This is a genomic window from Maribellus sediminis, assembly GCF_011799805.1.
Classification (GTDB): Bacteria; Bacteroidota; Bacteroidia; order Bacteroidales; family Prolixibacteraceae; genus Draconibacterium; species Draconibacterium sediminis_A.
In genome coordinates this window covers 1,106,213-1,125,967 of the sequence record NZ_WXUB01000001.1, presented here as the reverse complement: position 1 = coordinate 1,125,967, position 19,755 = coordinate 1,106,213, and the positions used below count along the sequence as shown (strand labels likewise).

Here is a 19,755-nt window from a genome sequence, read left to right as displayed (position 1 = left end):
TTGGCTTACTACCTTTGCACCTCAACAAAACAAATCATGCAGCAAACCATCATCGAAATAATTGCCCAAAACCTGGGCGTAAGAACTAACCAGGTAAACAACACCATCGCACTGCTTGATGAAGGAGCCACGGTTCCATTTATTTCGCGCTACCGGAAAGAACGAACCGGAAGCCTCGACGAGGTGCAGGTACTGGCAATCAAGGAGCAGAATGAGAAATTTAAAGAGTTGGAGAAGCGGAAAGAAACCATTCTGAAAACCATTGATGAGCAGGAAAAGCTGACGCCTGAACTTCAGTCGCGTATTGAAAACTGTTACGATCCCGTTGAACTGGAAGACATATACCTGCCCTACAAACCCAAACGCCGGACCAAGGCGACCATGGCCCGCGAGAAAGGTTTGGAGCCGCTTGCCAAAATCATTATGAAGCAGGTGGAACGCGATCCTGAATTTCGTGCCAATCAGTTTTTAAACGATGAAGTTAGTTCGGTTGAAGAAGCACTGGCAGGTGCCCGCGATATTATTGCCGAATGGGTAAGTGAAAACGAACGCGCCCGAAACATCGCCCGCCGCGGCTTTGAACAGGGTGCTGAAGTAAGCTCTAAAGTGGTTAAGGGCAAGGAAGAAGAAGCCGCCAAATTCCGCGATTATTTCGACTGGAAAGAGCCTTTGAAAAAATGTCCTTCGCACCGTTTGCTGGCGATGCGACGTGGCGAGAACGAAGGTTTCTTGCGGGTCAGCATTTCGCCTGATGATGACAGGGTTCTGGAGAACCTCGATCGCTTTTTTGTAAAAGGCAACAACGAAAGTGCCGAACAGGTGGCACTGGCTGTAAAAGACAGTTACAAACGCCTGATTCAACCTTCGATTGAAACGGAATTTGCCAAGCTCTCGAAAGAAAAGGCCGATGACGAAGCCATAAAAGTTTTTGCTGAAAACCTGAAACAACTTTTACTGGCGCCACCACTCGGACAGAAACGCACGCTGGCCATCGATCCGGGATACAGAACCGGTTGCAAAGTGGTTTGTCTCGACGAGCAGGGCAACCTGCTGCACAACGAAACTATTTACCCGCACAAGCCACAGGACGAAAAAAAGATGGCTGCCAAAAAGATTTCCTCGATGGTGGAAGTGTATAAAATCGATGCCATTGCCATTGGCAACGGAACTGCCAGTCGCGAAACCGAAGCTTTCATAAAAAAACTACGCTATAACCGCGAAGTACGGGTTTACGTGGTCAGCGAAGACGGCGCCTCGGTATATTCAGCTTCTTCGGTGGCGCGCCAGGAATTTCCACAGTACGATGTTACCGTGCGCGGTGCCGTTTCCATTGGCCGCCGCCTGATGGACCCGCTGGCTGAACTGGTAAAAATAGATCCGAAAAGCATTGGCGTTGGACAGTACCAACACGATATTGATCAGAAAAAATTAAAGGACAGCCTCGATGCTGTAGTTGAATTGAGCGTGAACTCGGTAGGTGTTAACCTGAATACCGCCAGCAAACACCTGCTAACTTACATTTCAGGTTTAGGGCCTCAACTGGCCGAAAACATCACCAATTACAGAAAAGAAAATGGCATGTTTGCTTCGCGCGATGCACTGAAAAAAGTGCCGCGAATGGGACCAAAAGCTTTTGAACAGGCCGCAGGTTTCCTGCGCATTCCCGATGCTGAAAATCCGCTGGACAATTCGGGAGTTCACCCTGAATCGTATAAACTGATAAATAAAATTGCCAAAGACCTGAAATGTGAACTCAAAGAGCTGATTCGAAACGAGGAACTGGTATCAAAAATCGACTGGAATAAATACGTCACTGCCGAAGTTGGACTTCCAACGCTGAACGACATTAAAAGCGAATTGCTGAAACCCGGCCGCGACCCGCGTAAACCAATCAAAGTGTTTGAATTTGCCGATGGTATTTTCTCCATTGGAGATTTGCATGTTGGCATGGTACTACCCGGTATTGTCAACAACATCACCAAATTCGGGGCTTTTGTTGATGTGGGAATCAAGGAATCAGGCTTAGTGCATATTTCAGAACTGGCCGACCGTTTTGTTTCCGATCCGAATGAAATTGTGAAACTGCACGAACACGTAAAAGTTCGGGTGAAAGAAGTGGATATTCCGCGAAAACGAATTCAGCTTTCGATGAAGGGAGTGGAACAAGAGTAACATAATATTAGTAAGGAACCGTTCTCTTGAAAAGAACGGTTCCCTATTCTAAAAACTTTGGAAAGCTTCGCTACGTGTACGGAATATTTTCGTTTGGTTGATCGGGAATAACCGCCCAAAGGATGATATAAACCAACAAGCCCGGAAAACCTGCCGAGAATAGTGACAGCAAAACATAAATCAGGCGAATAAGCACCACATCAACATCCAGATGCTCAGCAATACCCGCCAGAACACCACCAAGCATTCTGTTGCGCGACCGGTATAATTTTCCGGAAGCCACTGCTTATTCTTCGTCGTCTTCTTCCGAAAGTAACTCTTCGTTTTCGAACTCTTTTTCCAAAAACTCTTCGGCTGCCTCGATCAGTTCCGAAATTAAATCCTCGTCACCGGGTTCGCCATCAATCCAGTGAATTTCCTGGTTGCTCCAGAAGTCTTCGATGTCGGCTTCAACAATAAAACGCGGAGTTTCGGTGTGAACCACAAAAATAGTGTCGGGTGTTTCAAGTGAATTGTCGGCTAATAAAAACTTGGGTAGCATGCTTAATTGTTTTTTTAATTGTAAAGCTAAGGTACAACATAATTTATTTTTAATGCTCAATTTTTTACGGGAGAAGATATAAGCTGATGTTTTCCTTAGAAAATACACTCTTCTTAACACCGCCCTAAAGGACGGTGCAATACATTCCCGGTTAATTCTACCTCAAGTCCTTTTCCAAAAATCTTTTTAACCGAATTTTGAATCTGTTCATAATAAATTGGAATTTAAAGCACACATTTTTTAACATTTTGGACAGGATTACTATTTTTAGCACTTCATCCGAAAAAAAGACAACAATCAATGCATAAACTTAACGACATTCTCTCACTCATCGATGGTTACATCGGCGGCTCTCAATGGTTTGTATTTTTGTTATTGGGAACGGGTATCTTTTTTACCATTTACCTGAAATTCCCACAGTTCCGTTACCTGAAACACTCGTTTCGTATTGTACGCGGTAAATTTGATAAAGAAGGCGACCAGGGAGACACCTCGCACTTTCAGGCGCTTACCACTGCCCTTTCGGGTACTGTAGGAACCGGTAACATTGCCGGTGTGGCACTTGCCATCCACCTGGGTGGCCCTGCTGCTTTATTTTGGATGCTGGTTACAGCAGCCGTGGGTATGACCACCAAATTTGTTGAGGTAACGCTCTCGCACAAATACCGCGAGGTGGCCGAAGACGGTTCGATTGCCGGTGGACCGATGTACTACATGAAAAACAGATTGAACCTGAAATGGCTGGCAGTAATTTTTGCCATCGCCACGGTACTGTCGTCTTTTGGTACCGGAAGTTTGCCGCAGATCAACAGTATCTCCAATTCGCTGTTCGAAACCTTTGGCATTAACCACATGCTTACCGGTGGAATTCTGGCGCTGTTACTGGGTTTTGTAATCATCGGCGGGATCAAACGAATTGCAAAAGTAACCTCGCGACTAGTGCCCCTAATGGCCATAATTTATTTTGTTGGTGCGCTGGCCGTTATTCTGTATAACTTCGAAAATATTATTCCATCGCTACAGGCTATTTTTGGCGATGTATTTACCGGAACAGCAGCTGCCGGCGGTTTCCTTGGCGGAAGCATCGCTTTTGCTTTTAACCGCGGTGTAAACCGTGGCTTGTTCTCGAACGAGGCCGGACAGGGATCGGCACCAATTGCCCACGCCGCTGCACGCGCCCACGAGCCCGTTTCAGAAGGTCTGGTAGCCTTGCTCGAACCTTTTATCGATACCATCATTATTTGTTCGCTTACCGGTTTGGTGTTGTTGTCATCAGGCGTGTGGACCGAAAAACACGAGAACCAGTTCCAGGAAGCTGACCTCGTTGTACTCGACGGAACGTACTCTGAAGCAAGTGAAAGCGATGTTATACATCTACACGACTACCTGGTAGGTAAAGAAGATCTTCCTGTTTTTACCGGAAGCCTGCACGTAGTTAATGGTGTTATCGCCGATCAACCAACCATTCTTCATGCACGTTCAGTAGCCGAAGATGTAAAGGTTTTTGTGAACAACCAGCCGTACACCGGCGACATTCAGTTTAATAACGGTAAACTGGTAAATACCGAAGGGCTGAAACTTAGCGGAAAATCGCTGATGCATAGTGCACCACTTACCACCATTGCCTTTACCCGTAGCTGGTTTGGCGACTGGGGAAAATACATCGTTTCGGTAGGCTTGCTGATGTTTGCCTTCTCTACTGCAATCAGCTGGTCGTATTATGGCGACAGGGCAGTCACTTTCCTTTTCGGATCAGGAAAGGTAATTTACTACCACATTATTTATGTGATCGGATTTTTCTTTGCATCGTTTACCGATACCACCATCATCTGGACACTTTCAGGGATCACCATCGCGTTGATGACCATTCCTAACCTGTTCGGAATACTGGCTTTGTCGAAAGAAATGAAACAGGAAGTAAAAGCTTTCTGGAAAGAATATGCCGATCGCTATCCGGGAGAAAAAGTACCGAAAGGCTAAACCTAAATGATTAAAAATTCGATTTGGATACTACTTTTCATTGTGCTGGGATCGTGCAGTACTCCTGACAATTCGCTTCCCGGAATAGAAGTATTGACTTCCGAATTGATAGATGATACCACGCAATTCGAACAATGTCATGCCTCTACGCTGGTAGAGACAAATGATGGCCTGCTGCTGGCCTGGTTTGCCGGACCCTATGAACGCCATCCCGACGTAAGCATTTACACTTCACGCCTGCGGAAGGGCAGCTGGAGCAAACCTGAAAAAGTAGCCGACGGAATTGTTAACGACACACTCAGATATCCAACATGGAATCCGGTGTTGTTCCGACGTGCCGACAATAGCATTTCGTTGTATTACAAAGTTGGACCAAGCCCAAACGACTGGTGGGGAATGGTGATGCATTCCTCCGATGAAGGACAAACCTGGTCGAAACCTGAGAAATTGCCCGATGGTATTCTTGGCCCGATACGAAATCAACCGATACTGCTTGAGTCAGGCGTTATTTTAAGTCCGTCGAGCACTGAAGCTACGCATGAGTTGTGGAAATCGCACATCGAGCGTTCGGAGGACGGTGGACAAAGCTGGACGAAAATCGACATTCCTTCGCCCGACTCGGTAAAAGTTATACAGCCGGCGTTACTCATTTACCCGGGTAACAAAATTCAGGCGTTGATGCGAAGTAATCAGAATGTAGTGATGGAAAGCTGGTCGGAAGATGAAGGGCTGAGCTGGAGCGCCGTTCAGCAAACCGGCATCAGGCATCCCAATTCCGGGATCGATGCCACCACATTGCAATCCGGCGAAAAACTACTGGTAAATAATCCCTTGAAAAGTGGCAACTCGTGGGAAACGGGCCGTAACAAACTCGACCTGTACTACTCCGCCGACGGTAAAAACTGGACGGATATTTTTCAACTGGAGGACGAGCCGGAAGGTGAATTCAGTTATCCCGACATCATTCAAACCAAAGATGGATTGGTACACATTTCCTACACCTACAAGCGCCGAAAAATTAAGCATGTTGTTTTGAAGATCATGCGCTGACTTCTATCCACATTTTCTTCTTAATAACTTCGGAAAATAGTTTGCTTAGCAATTTATATTTTACATATAAATATACTTCCTTTGCTTTTGAAGCAATATTGAAAAACCAAAACCATTATGGACGTCAACAACCAACGCATTTGGCATATCCTGCCTTTATTTGTACTTATTCTGCTCCTGAATACTTCTGCTCTGGCTCAACGTGGCTTTTATGCCCGCGATACCAGCCTCTATAGCGGAATTAAGATTAATATGAGCAATAAAATCACCAACGCTTTGCAGTGTACCATCGATTTAAGAGATTCTTTATTGACTTTCAGTCCCGACGAAATTAGGAGCTACGGCATACAAAATGGAGAGATTTATGTATCGAAAAAGGTGGAATACAACGGAATAGAACAAGCTTACTTCCTTGAGCGACTGATAAACGGCCCGACAAAACTCTACTTTCTGGCCACAAAAACAGGGAAAACTTACTTTGTGGAGCGCGACAGTACGCTGTTTGTAGAGCTGAAAAAAAACGACGACAGCAAAACCGTTATTTATAAAAAGCAACTGCACGAAATAACATCTGATTTTCCCGAAATAGCGGATCAAATTAATTTCGTGAACTACAACCGGGCAGCTTTAACCCGTTTCTTTAACGATTACAACCAGCGTCTCGATCGCCCTTTCCCGCATATTCGTTTCGGTGCTTTGGCCGCCTGGGAAAATACCAGGCTTATCGTTTCTGAAAAGTACATTGAACCGGCCTATCAACTGGTGAACGACAAGCAGGAATCGTCGTTTGCGGTGGGTTTGTTTGCCGATATCCCGATAATGACCACTTATTTTTCGCTGCACACCGAAGCCATTTTGGTAAAACATGCCTTTTCTTATTTCGAAGAAGCCGACAGCAAGGGAATTGACTTTGTAGCGAACATAACTTCTTTAAAAATTCCGGTTTTGTTGCGTTATACCTTTGTCACGCGCAAAATAAGCCCCTTTGTTAACGCCGGTGGTGTATTAGCGTATAACTTTAAAAAAAATGGCGATGCGTATGTTACCTCCTTCAACAACGATATTGTTAAAATAAACACGGCTTACAACCAATCCTTGTTTAGCGACTTTCAATCGGGAATTGCCGCCGGCCTCGGACTCGAGTATCATTTGAATGCACGACATTCACTGTTTCTTGAATTGCGCTACAATAAATTCCTAAAAAAGGAATCGATCCAAACCATTGATAATTCCGACCTGCAAGTGATCACCTCCATAAACTTTTAACCATGAAAACAAAAGCAATCATTTCATTACTGGTGTTGGTCATTTTTTTGTTTGCCTGCGAAAAAGACGCCGAAATTCAGGAAAAAACGTATCCTTTTGTAATCACCAATCCTGTCGCTGATATCAATTCCACAGGAGTCAGCTTTTCGGCAAGTGTGCCCAATGCAGACGATTTCACCATTGTTGACAGGGGATTTTATTGGAGCAATCCATATAACGAGTTCAGCCTCTCGCTAAAAAATGAAGACGATTTCGCAGTGAGAATCAGCAGCGACCTGGAGAATGGCGAGCAGTTTGTATGCCGCGCCTATGTAAGAACTACCGAAAAAACGGTTTACGGCACCACTGTTACTTTTACCAGCCAGGGAGCAGCGGAACCGGTTATTACCGATTTTTCGCCAAAAGAAATTGCAGAAGGAGCTGAGTTGCTGATCATCGGTTCAAATTTCAGCCATAAATTAAGCAACAATCTTATTTATTTAAATGGAACTATAGCGCCGGTACTAAGGTCCGGTGCCGATTCGATAGTATGTACTATCCCCGAAATGGCCTTTAGCGGCGAAACCAAAATAGAATTACAGGTGGGCGAGAAATCCACCACCTCGTCGGCATACCTCCGCATTCTGGGGCCCGAAATCGAGAACTTGTCATCCAACTCAGGTTTTGCAGGTGATTACCTCACCATCACCGGACAAAATTTCATGTTGTACGGCGATCATCATGCGCTGTACTTCGACGATAAAGAAGCGGAAATTCTGTCGCTAAGCAATACAAAAATTGAAGCCCTGGTGCCTTCCACGTATTACGTAGAGCAGCTCTTCGACGATATGAACGTGAGCATTCGCTACCAAAGCGGCATGAAATCGGTGACTCATTCCGGCGATTTTGTGATCAAACACTCGTGGACCAGGAAAAGCAGCCTGGATTACAGCGCCACTCAAAACCAGTTTTTCACGTACAACAACCGGGCTTACATTCACGAAATATGGCGGCCAGTAGTTCATATTTACGATCCCGAAAACGACAGCTGGCAGACTGAGGACAGCGACTATTTTCCACATAACACCAAGGGAGCCTTGTACATTACAAACAATGACAGCCTGTACCTGGTTGGCGGGCAAGACTGGCTGGGCGAAACCTATAACGACCTTTGGGTGTACGACATCCCAGGAAAAACCTGGACCCAAAAAGGCAATTTGCCATTCAGTTTTAGAACGGCAACTTATTTCGAAACTGCCAACGGTACTCATGTTATTACCGACACGGGCGAACACTGGCTATGCGATTTTGAAAATGAAGAATATTCCCGTCTGCGTAATTTCCCGGTGAATTTCGAATATGCATTTGGTTTTGCATTCAAAAGCGACAATAATATGTACATGATGGTTGCTGAACGTACTTATCAATACATCGAAAACGGCGACTTATGGATTGAGAAAAACCAAAATCCTATAGAAACAGGAGGCTATAGTCAATTTCCTGTTGGTTTCTCGTACCGCAACAACGGATATGTTTACGACACCCGTTATAATTTCATTTACCGCTATGACGCAGAAAGAGACTTTTGGAAAAAATCGGCATATGTTCCTCTTTTATTGATGAACCACCCCGAGATTTCGGTTTTTGTATCAAACGATATGGCTTATTTCGAAGACATTAACCAGAACAACGACTTTATGGCCGCCTACAAGGATCACGAATAAGGATAAAACTTCTCTCTTCTTTAGATTTTGGCAAAGTGTTACTTTTGAAATAAAATCGGATAAACCACATGATAGTTGACGGTGAATTATTTCTAGTTGCACACCCAAAAAGCGAACTGGTTAAAATAAAACAAAATCATTTTCAAATTCTTAAAATGTTAATGGCGTGATAAAATTTATATATTTATAAGCAAATATGGACGAACTTTTATGATGATGTTTACTAATTATTCCCCCTTTCGAAGGCACATTTTTTATTCCAGTCAGCTTAAAGCGATTCGACTCCTTTTAATTATTTTACTATTTACTGCAACAACTGCATCTGGTCAGACCGATTTTCGTCCTGGGTACTACATTACCTGGGAAAACGATACTGTTCATGGTCTGGTGGACTATAGAGGCAATGTGCGAAACAGTAGCTTTTGTGCTTTTAAAACGAACAAGGATGCTGAACCTATTAAGTTTGAACCATCGGATATAAAAGCTTACCGTTTTACCAACAGCAAGTATTATATTTCTAAATCAATTGAGACAGAAGATGGTACGAAACAGGTGTTTCTGGAATTTATACTTGATGGAATTACTAAACTGTATTTTTACGCCACATCATATACCTACATGTATTTTTTGGAAGATAAAAACATGCAAATGTTGAGATTACAGGAAGAGGAAATAGAAAAAGAGGTGCCGGGAATAGGAAAGACCATTCAGAATACTAATCGTTATATTGGATTGTTAAAGACCTCTATGGCAGACTGCATGGAAATTCAACCCGAAATTGACAAAGCCAGACTCAGCCATAAATCGCTATTAAAAATTACAAAAGACTACCATGATTATGTTTGTACCGATCAGGAATGCATTGTTTTCGAAAAGCCGCTTCCTCCTTTAAGAGCAAAACTAAGTCCTCTGGTAGGTTTTGGTGTATGGAAGCTAAATGTCTCATCCGGCGATTATCCAGTTATGGAATACCCCTCGACTTCGGCATTAGAAGGAGGAATCATGCTGAATTTATATTCTCCGGCTCTAAACGAAAAAATCTCACTAGACTTCGGTCTTGCATTTACTAAAGTAAATTATCATGGTTCCAATGAATACAACACAGGCATTTGGCGAACCTATTCTGAAAGCTTTCTATCTCAGACCATTTTCGAACCTTCGTTTGGATTCAGATATACCTATCCAAAGGGTAAGTTTCGTCCAACAATAGCAGCAGGAACATTATTCGATGTTAACATTTCGATAGATTCACGGTTAATCATCGAAACAGAGAAAAGTGATAAAGTAGAAACTCAGGAATTAAGTGAGTCGCCATTTTCGCCATCCTCTTTGGGTTGGTTTCTGCGCTTAGGTTGCGATTTCAATCTGAGTAGAAATAAGATTCCGTTTTTTGTTTTTGCCACCTATACTCAAACAAAAGCACAAAATAGCAACAATAAAACATCTTTCAGGAAAGTAGGAATAAACATGGGTATATACCTAACCGGAAACAAAAAATGAAACACCTCATACAAAATACCATATTAGCAATAGTTTTAGCCATAGTGCTTTCTACAATATTCACAAGTTGCAAAGAAGAGGAGTATGTCGACCGGGAATTCCCGCGCTTAGGTATTTCTAAGCAGGTTTATCAAAACGAAAACGGTGTGTATTTTAATGCAGAGATCCGTTCGCAGGGAAGTACGCCGATCATTGAAAAGGGATTTATGTATTCAACGGTTAGTTCGGCCGACGGCATTAATGCCAAAATAATTAGTTCCGATACCAAAGGTAATGATACTTTTGGCGCCACAGGTAAAGTTGATTTAACACCGGGCAAAACCTATTATGTACATGCCTGGGCCCGAACGGCCGACTTTCTGGTTTATAGCGAACGAATTAGTTTTGCCAACGAATTCACATCTCCGGCTCCTGAAATAGATTCAATAAGTCCTATGCGTGCAAAATGGGGAAATGAAATGAAAATATTCGGGAAAAACTTCAGCTTCTTTTCTGATCAGATTCATGTGATTTTCAATGACAATGCAAGCGCAAAAATTCTTAGCTGCAATGATTCGTTAATTACTGTAGAAATTCCTGAGGTGGCTAGTATTACACCTGTTAATGTATTTGTTCTTTTGTATGGTCAACGGTCAGTATCCCGAGATTTGTTTAGTTATATCAATCCGGTAATCCTTGGATATTCTCCAGCCACTGCAGCGATTTACGACACCGTTACAGTCATTGGCACCGATTTTCCAATAGATTCAGATTTGGGCAAGGTGTATTTCAATTCCGTAAGTGTTTCCATTTCAGAAATTACACCAACTACGCTCAAAGCAGTGATCCCTAAAGAGATCAGCAACTCACAGCTTGAAATAAAAGTTGAACTGGAAGGTGCGAATAAAACCTTCAGCAACAAGTTAAAAATTAAGCCTCCTCAGATTAACGGAATTTCTCCTAATGAAATAACAACTTACAATGAAAGTTTTAACATTTATGGACAAAATTTTCATCCCGATGCAGCAAAAAACCGCGTATTTATCGGAGACAAAGAAGTACCGATCATTTCTTGCTTTCCCGGAGAAATCACGTGCCGGATTAATAATCAGATCATTCCGAACGAATATGTAGCGGTAACAAAAACCTTACCCATAGTTGTGCAGTCGCTCGATCAGCAGGCAACTACTTCCGATTCACTTTTTATCAATTACAAGGCGCGATGGAAAAAGCTAAATGACTTTCCCGGCGATATGCGACTTGATCCGGTATCTTTCTCTTACGAAGGGAAAGGATACATAGGGCTGGGATCGTATGAAACTTTCCGAAACCATTATTCCGATTTGTGGGAATACGATCCGGAAACTGACAGTTGGAAAGAACTCGAACCACTTCCGGCAATAAAACGTGGGGAAACAGCCTGGTTTGTGGTCGACGATAAATTGTATGTGTGCTGTGGTTATACCGACAATATGTATACCGATGAAGATAACCTAAATGAAGTATGGGAGTTTGATATCACAAATGGTTCATGGACCCAAAAATCAGATTTCCCGGGAGGAGCTCGCCATGGTGCATTCGGATTCACACACGCCGGAAAAGGATACCTGGGAGGCGGCGCATACGGCAATTACCAGGCAAAAACCGATTTTTGGGAGTACGATCCGACCGGCGACAGTTGGATACAAAAAAACAATATAGCCGAAATCAGCAGCCACGATGATATTGAAGCATATACTGTAGACGACAAAGCTTTTATCCTGGGAGACTACAGATTAAACAGCCGTGACATGTGGGAGTATGATTTTGAAAAAAATTCATGGAACCAGGCTGGCACAGTTCCTGCCCCGAACCGGGAAACAACTGGTTTTGAATTGATGGGTAAATTGTACATGGGTACCGGTATGTTCTCGTACTGCGGCGGAACTTCTTCCTGGTTCTCGTTCGATCCAAACAGCAATGCGTGGACATCGATCACCTTCGAAGGTTTAGCCAGAAAATCGGCCGGCAGTTTTGCAATAGGCAATTACGGATACATCGTTGGAGGACGAACCTGCGAGCATTTCGGCAACCTGCGCGATGTTTGGCAATTCGATCCTTCTTTTTGATCCTTGTTCAAATTCGAATTAGCTGATCAGATCAAAAAGAAGATAGGCAGCCAACTTAACGATTTATCTGTGACAACAATAGTGGAGGAATTTTTATCGCAGCCATTTTAGCACATTGGGAAACCGTGATTGCTCATCAGCATTTTCTTCTGCTGAACAAAATCCCATCCAGGCAAAAAGTGGCAGGCCGATGTAGTTTTTCTTTTCAAACTGTTCGATGAGCCACTCCCCGTCACCTTTATAGCCATCGCCATGAAACACAACTTCAGCAGGAATTCCCATGGCGCGAACTGCTGCATACGACCAGAGAATGGCTCCAAACTCTTCTCCCTGATTCGGCCATCTTCCGGGCATTTCAGGAGTTCCGATCAATGGGCGAAAATGAGCTTCGGTTACCGCAACATGACCGGCTTCGTGCAACAAATCGCCGGGGTACTTTAAGCGTGCCCGATCGATCAATACACCATTTTCTTTTGGCAACATCCCCGGCAGAAAACAGGCATCATCCAATTGGGTCTCGGTCACCGGTATTCCAACGCTGTTCAGAAAGGCAACAATCCGGTCGAGCATTTCTACATCGTATTCTGGCGTTGCGCTGCTTTTAGTTGGTATCGCCATGCATGAGTTGTTTGTGAGTATAACACCAGCATGTTTTGAATGTTGAGTTTATGGGAAGAAAACAAAATGATCCGCCGTCCTTATCGTCTTCTTCAAAAACGAAGAAACCGTTCTCTTTAAAAAGAACGGTTCCTTAAAAACATATTATTAGCTCCCTGCTATGTGCTCTGTGCTCTTCGCTCTCTGCCCTCTGCTCTTTGCTCTTTGCTCTTTACTACGCCCCTTGTTTCAATACAAACGAGTTTTTATCACTTTTTGAAATGTTCTTATAAAAATCGATCAGATCGGGATAAGTTTCCTTTTGAAAAGTTCCTTCGAACAGTACCAGCTTTCTGGAATACGTAATTTTCCCGTCTTCCACTTTCGTGGCCGTATTAAACGTTCCAAACTGGTTTTCAATATTTATGTTTTCAGGAATGCTTTCAATTTCGAAACCTTCGGGAAGAACATAGGTGTATTCATCTTCTTCGGTAAATGAATAGCGTTTTACAATATCGGTCTTACGATCGCGAATTCGTTTGGGAACATTCGTCCACCTGTTGAATCCATTTACCGGAACAAACATGCGGTCGTTCATGGAGGTGCCGTAATTTCTTACCTGCATATTCAGCTGAAGTTCAGACTGCGGGATTCTGCCTTCCTCACGTTTTAGTGAATAGTTGTCTATTTTCACTCCATTTAAATCAATCCAGTCATACAAAAACTTTTCCTGTTCTTCGGCGCCTTCAAAGTACATGCTTCTGATGTCGTCGTAATCCAAACCGCCAAAACTACTTTGCGTAGATACCGTTGCGCTACCGTCGGCCAGTAATTTGAACTCGCCCACATTTTTTACCACATTTTGTTCGGCCGAATAATGTGTGGTCTCTACCAGCCTGGTCTTTTCTCCATCAACAACCAGTGCTTTTCGGGCACCGGTAAAACGGCCCTGGTAACCGAGAGGATTTCGCTGCGAGGTACATTCGAGCCAAATGGTGTCATTCTCGTTGGGAACCATCACAATGGCATGGTTAAACTGCGATTTTGGAAACTCCTCATCCAATGACCGGGCGCTTGAACCGGCCGAGATCAATACATATTTCGAATCGACACCAACAGCCTGCAACATCGCTTTCATGTAGTTCGATAAGGCCTTACAATCGCCATAGCCTTTTTCGTCCACCTCATTCGCCGGAATGGCCTGCCAGCCACCAATCCCCAGCTGAATACTTACATAACGTGTATTCGACTGGAGGTAACTATAAATCTTCGCCACCTTTTCTTCGGTAGTGGTGCAGCCGGCAACCAATTCATTCAGTTTGGCAATGGTTTCAGGGCTAAGCTCGTCCCGCCCACGGTTTAAAGTCTCAACCCACTGACCAAGCGTGGCCCACGAATCGAGGGTGCCGGGGTAGTCATCCATTACAAAATCCTTTGCCCGGGTATATACAAAAGGGGTGAATTCAGAAATGTCAGGCGAATACGGCTCAGGTTCCAAAGCCTGAAAATCGTTCAGTTTCCAGGTGTATTTTTTCGCTCCGTCTACCTCTTCCATCACTACCGGAGTTGTCAGGTTGCTTTCCTTATAGCTAAAATCTATTCCCGGAGGAACCTGAATCGAAAGCATATCAAAGACTACCGACTGATAATAATTTTTAACCGGCTGCCAGTCGGGATAAAACAGTGTTGCCTTTATTTCAATTTCGTATTCGAACTCGAAGGTAAAGGGGAAACTGTTGTGTCTTGCGGTGTAGGTTTTTATCCGCGAATCGTCGATGGCGGCCGACTGTCCCGCTGCAATATTAAGATCCATAATATCCGACGACTTTACTTTATCAACTAAATTACCTTCGGCATCGTAAATACGTGCATTCAGTTTACCGATCTTCATGAATTTATCGTAGTAAATTCCAAACGATGCCAGGTCTTCGGCCCGGGAATTAAGAATGGTGATGGCAAATTTACGTGTCAGGTTCAGTTGTTCATTATCAACAACCGTGTAGAGCTTCTCGTCGACCCGTATTACTGAATTAGCATCCTCTTTCAGGATTTCCGGAATATCGGAAACCAGATATTTCTTCTCCTCTTTGCCGAATACGTTTAAACTGAACACCACCAGCAACAGGGCCGTTAAACAATTTACTTTCATAGTTTAAGATTGTTTTTTTAACACGATCATTTCCGACTGCTTTTTCACAATTTGGTCGAAGAGTTCTTTGATGTACGCGTACTCCGAGTCGACAAAAACCGACCGTTTAATTTCCACCTTACTCAACACCTGTATTCCAAGCGGACTTTCCTGCACCAGGTAGGTAAAGCTTCCACCATCCTCGGGTAAAACAACCTTAATAGGCTCGGGCAATGTTTCAACCTTGTAACCTTCGGGCAAAGAAATGATAAAGACCAGGTCTTCACGGCTCGAGAAACCAAAATCAACCGGGTATTTTCTTTCCTTAAGCGTAAAAGGATTGGTCTTCTGCCGTTCAACCACTATTGGATTGACATAAAGCATGTCGCCACTTTCCTGAAAAATGTCGGTGAATTCGCAATCGTATTGAACCGACACGGCGCGGTCATTATCCGGCATATCTTTCTTCTTGAATTCGTCAACCAAAATCCAGTCGTAATCTGCTTCAAAGTCTTCAATAATCCGGTCATCGGTTTTATCTTCGGTTTCTTTCCGAAACAGGTAAGCCGAATAATCCTTGTGACTATATACGACCTGACCGCTTATATTATCCAAATCACTAAGGTTGAGGTTGCAATTCACCCGCTTTTCGCTTTTAAAATTCATTAACTCTACCCACGCCACATTCCACGGAGCGATTTTCAGGCCCTGCATATTCAAACACCTGAAAGGCAGGTCGCCGCATTTGCTAACCGCATCTGTGGCATCGAGCAACACCTCCTGTCCGTCGACATTGGCTACCGCAACCATATAATCAAAAGCCGTAATTTTTGGGATAAACATATTAAGTATGCCGTTACCTCTGGAACAAACCAATACTGGGTAACTTTCAATTCCCAGGCGGTTTAGCAGTACCACAAGCATCAGGTTAATATCGGCACAGTTACCCTCCTTATCGTTAAAGGCTTTACGAAGTGTTTCTGCAGGATAAATACCATAGCGTTCATTCCATTTCATGTTTTGCTGAATGTATTCAAAAGCTGCTTTGGTTTTCGATAAATTATCGGCACACGAAACATTTATAGCCATCTCAGCATCCTTTAAATAAGCTCCCCCGTTCAATTCCGTTTGGTATTCGTCTGTCATTTCCGTTTTTACCGATTGCCAGCTACTCGAGAAATCTTTATACACACTGCCCGGAATGTTTACCTTGGATAATTCGAAATCGAGACCTGCAATATATCCGTCGCTGGCCAGCATGAACGGTTCATCCTTAAAAGCCGGCATGTTGGAAGCTTTCCAATGGTACTTATTTGTAGTAAGTCCATTCAGCGAACCATAACTTGTTTCTGAAACATCCATGGGCTCATAACCTTTCGAGTGAATTCGGTATGTAAAATACTCCGGGATTTCTACCGTGTATTCCGATTCACGCACAGGGATATCAGACTGAAAATTCCAGCCTCTTAATTTTCCGAATAAGTTGGAAATGATGGTGTATTCAAGTTCAATAACCGAACCGGGTTGCACATTCGGAAAAGTGATTTTGGTAGTCTCATACGAATCGGAAGTCTGCTCCCGGTGAATCGACTCCTTATCCAGTTTGGTTTTCTCCACCTTTCCGTCGGTTATGTTGTAAGTAAAGCCTTTTATGCTTCTCAGACTTTCTCTTGACGAACCACCGTCGTACTGCGGAATAAAGAAATTGGCGTAGTCAAGTCCTTCTTTCGTTAAAATCTTTATGCGAACGATCCTTTTGAACGAATATTCGAGGGAATTCTGCACTTGAAAAGTCAAATCGCCAAGATCGTTTAAAATCACAGCCGGGGCCGATGAATCGGCGGCATAAATTTCCATTTCGATCTCTTCACGGGGAACATCACCCAGCTTTATTTTTGAATCTTTGGCAAAAAGGTGTGTACTAGTCAGCAGGAACAAAGCAATGACTATTCGGAGCATTTTTTTCATGAATTGTTGTGTTAGTTAATTCGTATTTTTTTAAAACAATGGCTAAATAAGAGTGACAAGGCACCTTATTAACAGGCATTCAGGATCGTTCTTTAACAATGCAGCTTATTGATGGAATGGAGGTTATCATCCGGATTAATGGTTATTTTTAAATGTACTGTTACGTACTTATCAAAAGTAACAAATGTTGCGAAAACACCCCGAAAACAAAGGTAAAAATGAATGTTTTTTACAACATGTATTTAACTTAACACTTTCGTTTTGGGGCTTATTACCAATATTCAATACAGAATATCCAATTTCCAATTTGCAACGCCAAACAAGCTCGTGGCTTGAAGCTTTTACACCACCCCGTCAGCGAATTTTGATTTTGTATTACATGGTAAATTTATTTTCGCTGACACCCCTCCTCAGAGATGAGGGGAATTGATTCGTATTTCGATATATCTTTTATTTCAATGTAAGTTAGGAATTCGAACGTTTCTCCTCCTGGTCAGGAGCCTGCCTGCCCTGCCCGAATAGTCAGGCGGGCGTTCACAGTTCAGGCAGGGAGTGGGCTTTGCGTAGGAACGAAGCAAAGGTCGAGGTGGTTGATCATTTAATTATAAAACAAAACAACTATACGACAAGAACTCATTCCCTCTATTCAATACCGAACAGCCAATTTCCAATTTGCAACGCCAAACAAGCTCGCGGCTTGAAGCTTTTACACCACCCCGTCAGCGAATTTTGATTTTGTATTACATGGTAAATTTATTTTCGCTGACACCCCTCCTCAGAGATGAGGGGAATGGATTCGTATTTCAATATATCTTTTATTTCAATGTAAGTTAGGAATTCGAACGTTTCTCCTCCTGGTCAGGAGGAGTGGGCTTTGCGTAGGAACGAAGCAAAGGTCGAGGTGGTTGATCATTTATTTCTAAAACAAAACAACTTTACGACAAGAACTCATTCCCTCTATTCACAACCGAATAGCCAATTTCCAATTTGCAACGCCAAACAAGCTCGCGGCTTGAAGCTCGACGCTAAATAAATTAGATTGCTTCCGCGTTACAATCGCGCAACAACGAGGCAGCGGGAACACGAATACCGGACTTTAATGGCTAAAGCCGGGGTTCACTAGTCTTGAATTACCCCGGGCTTAAGCCCGGGGTTAAGCAGATCTGTTCTAAAACGGGCTTTAGCCCTTAATCACGTGACTCACATTTCCGAACCGACGCTTCCATCCTGTGGGCTAATTCATGCGAATCAAGCGCGCGATAGCGGTAGCCGTCCTGTATGATTTTGAGCCGCCCCGTAAGGTTTTAATCCTCCCTGTTACATTTTCAGGCTTTCCTGCTAAACAGGACGGGAAAAAACTTAGCAGGATTTGAAAAAAATGTTACAGGACGTCAAAATAAGCTGCAGGAATCCGAAAAATCCAACAGGGAATCGAAAAAAAGGTGCAGGACGTCAAAAAATCGTGCAGGGCGAGTCGAACCTCAAAGAGAACCGTTCTCTCCTAGTCGTCGCTAATACAGAACGGTTCTTTAATCTCCAATATTGAATTTCCGTCGAACATGCGAAACAAGCTTGCAGCTAACAGCTTGCAGCGCCTTACCACTCCCAGGCCTGTATATTCTCGCGGGGGATAAAACCAAAATTCGAGATGACGCGTGTAGTGGTTGTTTGCGTAATGCAGGTATCGGCTTCTTCACTTCCAACGGCATAAAAAGGAACGGTATCAATAGTGGTTTTGGCATAGATAAATTTTTCATTCACGGCCAGGGTAAAAAGGGAGTCCCTGTAAGTTACCGAAATGCTTCCGTCGGGCGCTATCTCATGCAGCGTAAACACCCCCTTTTCAAATGGCAGTTCGGTAATTTCGTATAAGCCGCTTGCTCCGCCTCCACCTGCAGTTCCACTTAACGTGACACCGCTTCCGTAAATTAGTTTCAAATGCTTGTTAAGCTCAAAATCGATTTCACCCTCCAGTATATTTGCCTGCTCATGATACCTGTAAGTTGGATAATCGATTTGCAAAATTGGCGGCTCCGGTCCCGAGAGTAAAACGCCGGTACTGTATTCAAAATTTTCAACAAAAAGGAAGAATTCAGGGCTGTCATCGTCGTCGTTACACCCCACTGCCGGAAGCAGCAGCATTAAAACAAGAATTCGGGTAAAGGTTTTCATAAGTTTTGGTTTGATTTTAAATTCAGGCTATCAGTTCGTATTTCAATCTTTAAAGGTTCATTTTGTCGAAGCCACCGGCAGGCTGTTTGCGCTCCTGCACGATTTTATTTTGTGGTTTAACTTTCACGCGATGCAATCGCGCAATAAGCGGGTTTACTCAAACTGAACTTTTTGTGTTTCGCGCATTTTTTCTTTTACCGATGCTACGATATCCAGTCCCTGGGCATCGGCTTTTGCAGCATTATTAAACGACAAGGGAAAACCGGCTTGTTTAGCGGCCACCATTCCATTCACCACATTTTGAATATTGCCACCGCTTAATGCAAATGCTTCCAACTCTTCGCGGCTCAGGTTTAATCCTCCTTTGGCCGAAACAATTAAACCACTTACGATTTCCTGTATCGGCGATCTCCGAATCCGCATCAATAACAGCTCCATTAAGGAAATACGAACCCCGGAAACAGTTGCAGCAAACCATAGCCCGATAGGCAGAAAAAAAAGAATAATAAAAAACAGCACCAGAATTGGGATGATAATAATGAGCGGATTAAGGTTTTCCATTTTTTTGCTTTTTGGTTTATTTAAAGGGCA

14 protein-coding genes are annotated in these 19,755 nt (G+C 43.4%); 7 read left to right on the top strand and 7 right to left on the bottom strand.

The features are described 5' to 3' along the window. The first annotated feature begins 36 nt into the window (after nucleotides 1-36). Nucleotides 37-2,172: a Tex family protein gene (locus tag HFD85_RS04355; protein ID WP_167605382.1), complete on the top strand. Its 2,136-nt coding sequence runs from the start codon at nucleotides 37-39 to the stop codon at nucleotides 2,170-2,172. Between the two features lie 70 nt (nucleotides 2,173-2,242). On the opposite strand, the gene HFD85_RS04350 is transcribed toward HFD85_RS04355, so the two are convergent. Next, the gene (locus tag HFD85_RS04350; RefSeq protein WP_167605380.1) at nucleotides 2,243-2,455 is read right to left on the bottom strand and encodes a PspC domain-containing protein; all 213 of its coding nucleotides are present in this window, start codon (nucleotides 2,453-2,455) and stop codon (nucleotides 2,243-2,245) included. A 3-nt stretch (nucleotides 2,456-2,458) separates the two neighbouring features. Then, nucleotides 2,459-2,713 carry a hypothetical protein gene (locus HFD85_RS04345; protein ID WP_167605378.1) on the bottom strand — a complete coding sequence of 85 codons (255 nt, stop codon included), beginning with the start codon at nucleotides 2,711-2,713 and terminating at the stop codon, nucleotides 2,459-2,461. A 300-nt stretch (nucleotides 2,714-3,013) separates the two neighbouring features. Here HFD85_RS04345 and HFD85_RS04340 point away from each other — a divergent pair, with 300 nt between their 5' ends. The 6 genes from HFD85_RS04340 to HFD85_RS04315 all read left to right on the top strand — a co-directional run bounded on the left by HFD85_RS04340 (nucleotide 3,014) and on the right by HFD85_RS04315 (nucleotide 12,299). Continuing rightward, nucleotides 3,014-4,693 carry an alanine/glycine:cation symporter family protein gene (locus tag HFD85_RS04340; RefSeq protein WP_167605376.1) on the top strand — a complete coding sequence of 560 codons (1,680 nt, stop codon included), beginning with the start codon at nucleotides 3,014-3,016 and terminating at the stop codon, nucleotides 4,691-4,693. A 6-nt stretch (nucleotides 4,694-4,699) separates the two neighbouring features. Beyond that, nucleotides 4,700-5,743 (top strand): sialidase family protein, encoded by a 1,044-nt coding sequence (locus tag HFD85_RS04335; protein ID WP_167605374.1) that lies wholly within the window; start codon nucleotides 4,700-4,702, stop codon nucleotides 5,741-5,743. A 117-nt stretch (nucleotides 5,744-5,860) separates the two neighbouring features. Further along, complete coding sequence (locus tag HFD85_RS04330; protein WP_167605372.1) at nucleotides 5,861-7,009, top strand: porin family protein; 1,149 nt, start codon at nucleotides 5,861-5,863, stop codon at nucleotides 7,007-7,009. Nucleotides 7,010-7,011: 2 nt separating this feature from the next. Then, nucleotides 7,012-8,712 (top strand): IPT/TIG domain-containing protein, encoded by a 1,701-nt coding sequence (locus HFD85_RS04325; protein ID WP_167605370.1) that lies wholly within the window; start codon nucleotides 7,012-7,014, stop codon nucleotides 8,710-8,712. Between the two features lie 210 nt (nucleotides 8,713-8,922). Next, a complete protein-coding gene (locus tag HFD85_RS04320) occupies nucleotides 8,923-10,212 on the top strand; it encodes a hypothetical protein (RefSeq protein WP_167605368.1) in 1,290 nt (429 codons plus the stop codon). After that, complete coding sequence (locus HFD85_RS04315) at nucleotides 10,209-12,299, top strand: IPT/TIG domain-containing protein (RefSeq protein WP_167605366.1); 2,091 nt, start codon at nucleotides 10,209-10,211, stop codon at nucleotides 12,297-12,299. Before HFD85_RS04320 ends, HFD85_RS04315 begins: the two co-directional genes overlap by 4 nt. Nucleotides 12,300-12,392: 93 nt before the next feature. Here the strand turns inward: HFD85_RS04315 and HFD85_RS04310 are convergent, their stop codons facing one another. The 5 genes from HFD85_RS04310 to HFD85_RS04290 form a co-directional block, all read right to left on the bottom strand. Beyond that, nucleotides 12,393-12,917, bottom strand: coding sequence for a hypothetical protein (locus HFD85_RS04310; protein ID WP_206081856.1), 525 nt, complete (start codon nucleotides 12,915-12,917; stop codon nucleotides 12,393-12,395). 214 nt (nucleotides 12,918-13,131) lie between these two features. Then, entirely contained in the window at nucleotides 13,132-15,045 is a 1,914-nt protein-coding gene (locus tag HFD85_RS04305) for a DUF3857 domain-containing protein (RefSeq protein WP_167605365.1), read from the bottom strand. 3 nt (nucleotides 15,046-15,048) lie between these two features. Further along, nucleotides 15,049-16,992: a DUF3857 domain-containing protein gene (locus HFD85_RS04300; RefSeq protein WP_167605364.1), complete on the bottom strand. Its 1,944-nt coding sequence runs from the start codon at nucleotides 16,990-16,992 to the stop codon at nucleotides 15,049-15,051. Nucleotides 16,993-18,588: 1,596 nt separating this feature from the next. Continuing rightward, the gene (locus HFD85_RS04295) at nucleotides 18,589-19,164 is read right to left on the bottom strand and encodes a hypothetical protein (protein ID WP_167605363.1); all 576 of its coding nucleotides are present in this window, start codon (nucleotides 19,162-19,164) and stop codon (nucleotides 18,589-18,591) included. Nucleotides 19,165-19,317: 153 nt separating this feature from the next. Continuing rightward, entirely contained in the window at nucleotides 19,318-19,725 is a 408-nt protein-coding gene (locus HFD85_RS04290) for a flotillin-like FloA family protein (protein ID WP_167605362.1), read from the bottom strand. Nucleotides 19,726-19,755 lie beyond the last annotated feature (30 nt).